This is a genomic window from Natronomonas sp., assembly GCF_046710025.1.
In the GTDB taxonomy this organism is placed as follows: domain Archaea; phylum Halobacteriota; class Halobacteria; order Halobacteriales; family Haloarculaceae; genus Natronomonas.
Genome location: NZ_JBKEGK010000195.1, coordinates 1 through 4,892 on the forward strand (window position 1 = coordinate 1; position 4,892 = coordinate 4,892).

The 4,892-nt window shown below is 67.5% G+C and carries 3 protein-coding genes and 1 pseudogene; all 4 read right to left on the reverse strand.

What is annotated here, in order from left to right; all coding sequences use genetic code 11:
• Positions 1-2,389 (reverse strand): PAS domain S-box protein (locus ACI944_RS11715; protein WP_411719236.1); only part of this gene is annotated, 2,389 nt, incomplete at its 3' end.
• A 101-nt stretch (positions 2,390-2,490) separates the two neighbouring features.
• On the reverse strand, positions 2,491-3,774 hold the full coding sequence (locus ACI944_RS11720) for an MFS transporter (protein WP_411719237.1): 1,284 nt from the start codon (positions 3,772-3,774) through the stop codon (positions 2,491-2,493).
• An 87-nt stretch (positions 3,775-3,861) separates the two neighbouring features.
• Entirely contained in the window at positions 3,862-4,647 is a 786-nt protein-coding gene (locus tag ACI944_RS11725) for a sulfite exporter TauE/SafE family protein (protein ID WP_411719238.1), read from the reverse strand.
• 119 nt (positions 4,648-4,766) lie between these two features.
• A pseudogene (locus tag ACI944_RS11730) lies at positions 4,767-4,892 on the reverse strand (tRNA (guanine(26)-N(2))-dimethyltransferase); the annotation flags it as partial.

Below are 4,892 nucleotides of genomic sequence, written 5' to 3' on the forward strand. Positions count from 1 at the left end.
TAAGCCGATCGCGGTCGGCTGTCACCTCGGCGTCGCCTGCAACAACGAGCGACAGCGCTCCCGTCTCGACTGTCTCCCAGGCGTTCCGGGTAACCCGCTCGAGCGATACCTCCGCGAGAGTCGTGGCGGGGTCGCCCTGCCGTGCGAACGCCAACAGCCGTTCGATGAGCTCTGCCATCCGTTCGTGGGCCTCGTCGATCGACTCGAGATGTGCCGTCAGCCCCTCTTCGTTAGCGGTCCGGGCCAGTTCGAGGTGGCCGCGGGCGACTCCAAGGGGATTCCGGAGGTCGTGGCTGACGACGCTCGCGAACTCGTCGAGGCGCTCGTTTTGTCGCTCGAGTTCGCGCTCGCGGCGCTTTCTATCCGTGATGTCGGTGTAGATCGCGTAGCCCCTCGCCGTCTCCGTGCCGACGTCGTGCGGAACGATGTGGATGATGAAATCCCGGATGCCGTCGACCGTCATCCGCTGGACCTCGTCGTGTAGCGACAGCCCGCGCTGGAGGCGTCGGTTGTAGGCCTCCACGTCCGTCTCGACGCTGCCGGGAACGACGTACTCGTCGAGGTTCTCGCCGGCGATGGCCGCCGTTCGGTGGCCGAACGTCGCCTCGAAGGCGGGATTAACGCGCTTGACGATCGGCTCGGCGTCGCGCATGACCACTTCCGCAGTCGGGTCGGGGATGTTCTCGAAAAGCGCGGCGAAGTCGTCGCGCTCGCGGCGAAGTTCGGCCCCTTTCTCCGCCCGGTCAAGCGCGGCCTCGGCGTTCGCCGCGAGTACGGTCGCGAGTTGGATGTCCGTCTCCTCGAAGGCGTCCGACTCGCAGGCCCCGATGGCGAAGACGCCGTGATTGCCGAGCGGGAGACACGCCCCCGAATCGAACGGATGCCTGTCGATCCACCCCTCGGGGTCCTCGCCTGAGACCACGTACCGTTCGCCCTCGCTGAACACCCGTCCGGGGATTGTCCCGTCGATCGGGCACCCCCCGTCGCCGGGTGGGCGGGCGCGCGTTCCGTCACCATCGGTCGGGCGGGCACGTTCGCTGCCGTCGCCGCCAGCGTCGGCTCCCGATCCCAGTTTGGCCACGTCGGCCACCAACTCAAGGCTCTCGCCATCCGGGAACCGGACGGACGATGTCGGAATATCGAGGACATCACGAGCCGCCCGCGTGGTCAACTCGGCGATCCGGGTCGGATCGGTCTCGGCCATCAACTCCCGCGTCGCGTCGTGGAGGCGCCTAAGACGCGCCGTCGGGCGGTCCGCCGTGTCGCGCAGTACGCCCACGGTTCCGTAGAACTCGCCGTCGACCGTGAGCAACGCGGTGTGGTTTTCGAGTTCGAGACGGTCCCCGTCGGCGGTTCGGACCGCGATGCCGTAGGTGGCGCTTGAGCGCCTCTCGTCGCCAAGCAGCCGCCGGACGATGTCCGCCCCTCGATCGACATCGTCGGGTTCGAGCACCATGGAAACGTGCTCACCGATGAGTTCCTCGGCGTCGTAGCCGAGTCGCTTCTCCATGCGGTCGTTGATCGTACTAAAACAGCCCTCCGAATCGGTCGTGTACACCGGGTCGCCGACGGCGTCGACCAGCCGGTCGTACTCGGCGACCGCGCGCTCGCGCTGCCGTTCGGCGGTGATTTCGGAAATGAATCCTTCGATCGTATCCGATGTGTCGCCGTTGTCTGGCCCACGTCTGTCGACCCGCCGCCCCTGTTCGCGGAGCCAGCGGCGCTCGCCGGACGCGTCGACGATGCGGTAGGTGACTTCGAACGGCTCGCCGGCGTCGAGGGCCTCCTGAACCTCGGTCCACAGCGCTTCATTGTCGGGGTGATCGATGAGTTCCGCCCACGCGACGTCACCCTCGAGGAAGTCGTTCGCCTCGTAGCCGGTGATCTCCTCGACGTTGCCGCCGAAGTACTCCATCGGCCACGTTTTGACGTTTCGACACCGGTAGACGATCCCCGGGAGGTTCGAGACGAGCGTCGAAAGCATCCGCTCGCTCTCGGCAACGTCGGCCGCCTCACGCCGCTCAGAGACAGCGTCTTCGATGCGGGCGACGAGCACGTCGAACCGGCCATCGACAGCCCCCTTCCGGAGGTAGTCAGTGACACCGGTCCCGATCGCCTCGCTCGCGACCGCCTCGTCGCCTCGCCCGGTGAGGAGGACGACGGGGAGTTCCGGCTGTCGCTCTCGAACTGCCTGAACAAACCCCAACCCGTCGCATCCGGGTAGGTCGTACTCCGTGACGACGCAGTCGATCTCCGCGCCGAGGCGGTTAACTCCGGCCGCCGCGTCGGCGGCGGTGACCACATCGAACCCGGCGTCCCCGAGAGCCGTGGCCGAGCGGTCGCGGAAGGCGTCGTCGTCGACCAGCAGGACGCGGATCTCGGAGGTCACACGACTACGTCGCGGCCGTCATAATTAAATACTTGCGTCACATCGCCGGATGAACCAGAGTTCCGATCCACAGGTACGTGACGTTTTAACTCCCTCGCCGGCTACGGCCGCGCGACCAACACGACGGCTAGTGCCGCGGCGACCGTGGCGAAGCCGGCGAGGACGAGAAACATGACCGATGCAGACGCGTACGTGAGAACAGTTCCCGATATCGCGGCTCCGAGCGCGCCGACACCGAATATCGCGAGATAGGTGTAGCCGAACGAGAGCCCCCGCGAATCGGGCACGGAGTACTTGGCGATCGTCGCCTGCGTGAGCGGCTGGATCGAAAAGAGCGTGAAGCCGAGCGCGACGCTCGCCGCGAGCAGGCCGCCCAGCCCGAGCCGGGCCGCGGGCACGAAGGCCACCGCGATGGCTGCGAGCGCCGACAAAACGAGTATCAGCCCGCGGTCGGGTTCGACCCGCTCGGTGAGCCGCCCGCCGAGGTACTGCCCGGCGATCCCGACGGTGAGCAGCCCGGCGTACAGATAGCCCGCGAGATCGAACTCCTCGGCCAGCGGGCTGTCGGGGGCGAAGATTCCGGGCCGGACATCCCCGACCGCCGCGGTCAGGAAGTCCCCGAGCAAGTCGGGCAGGAACGTCAACACGCCGCGGTAGTAGAGCCCGTCCAGCGAGACGATGACGAACACCAGCGCGAACCCCGCGGTGAAAAGCGCCCGGCTCTCGGCGAGAAAGCCGGCGAGCGAGTCGGGAGCCCCCCGGCCCGTAGTGTCATCGCCGCCATCGGCCGTCTCAAGACTGTCGCTACCGTCTTCCTCGGCGTCGACCGCCGCCCGGGGGTCGAAGTCGATCCGGAGGCCGACAACCGCGGCGAAAAGCGCCGGCGCGGCCAGAAGTGCCGCCGCAGTCTGCCACTCAAGGACCACGAGCAGTATCGCCGTGACGAGCGGGCCCCCCGCGATGCCGGCGTTGCCGGCCATCCCGTGATAGGCGAACCCCCGCCCGCGTTCGCTGACGCCGTTGCTGATGAGTGTCAGGCCGGCGGGGTGGTAGACGCTCGCGCTCAGGCCCCATACGCCGAGCGCGAGGGCGATGCCGATGATGCCGGGCGCGGCGCTCAAGAGGAGAAACGACGCCCCCATGCCGGCGAGGCAGACGACGACGAGCGTCCGGGAGCCGTATCGGTCGACGAGCAACCCGCCCGGGAGCGCGCCGACGCCGAAGAGGCCATATCCGACCGAGACGACTGTCCCCAAGAGCGCGGCAGTTGTCGAGAACTCTAGGAGCCAGACCGTCATGAGGATCGGGATCGACAGCTCGTAGACGTGAACCATCGCGTGCCCGACCATGAGGAAGGCGACGATCGATCGGTCGTTTCGCTCCACGGTCGCGGTACTTTCGTCGCCGTGTTAGTCCGTTCGGTTTCGGGTGGTGCCCGACAGCTCGGGTGTGGGATCGACCGCCGGACGTGTTTATATGGCCCTAAGTCCGTCCGCCAGAAGCCGAACGCCGACGACGCTCAGAAGGCCCAACACCACCGCCCGCCTGACGCGCTCGGTGAGCCGCCCGCGAAGCCGCCTTCCGATGTCGACGCCGACGAGTGCGGGCAAGGCGGCGAGCGCCGATCCCACGGCGACGGTCGCGTCCGGGTAGAGCCCGAGCGCTGCCGCTGCGCCGACCCTGAGGCCGTTGACCCCGACGAACACGAGGGCGATAACGCCGACGAACAGGCCGTGCCGAAGGTCACAGCTCCGGATGTACGCGACGAGTTGGACGCCCACATTTGTGGCACCGAAGAGCAGTCCCGAGGCTGCCCCGACGCCGGCCATCGCGGGCGTCGACTCGACGAAACAGCCCGCCTTCGCCCGTTCGACGCCCGGGATCGACACGAACCGCTGGGCCGAGGCGACGAACGCGAGGGTGACGACCCCGAGGCCGATCCGGAGCGGCGCCTCGGGCAGCCGATCGAGGACGGCCATCCCGACGATCGTGCCGACGATCGCCGCGAGTACAAGCGGGGTGAACCGCCGCCCACAACTCCGCAGATCCTCGGCGGAGAGTTCGGCGAGCAACGAGAGATTCACCGCGAGGATCGGCACGATCATGAACACGACCGCGACCGCGGGGTCGAACACCGACGCGAGCGCCATCGTCCCGACGACAGCGAACCCGAATCCGGCGATCCCGTTGACCGCACCGGCGGTGGCGACGACGGCGACGACTGTGAGGACGGCCTCCGGTGCAAGTGAGACTGACACACTCGATGTAGGGTCGATCGGTGTATAAATGAAGTTTCGGACCGAACGCGGTTTCCGATTTCCGACCTACACGCGTATGTACGGTTGCGCCGCATCCCGCACGCCGTCTGGCACTGACGTCACAGCACCGCCTCGCGCATCTCGGTGACTCCGGCGTCCGTCTTGAACGTCGTCCCGCCGTAGTGCGTCCGGGAGGTATCGTGCCCCGCCGCCTCGAGCGACGACAGGAAGTCGTCCATCGCGGT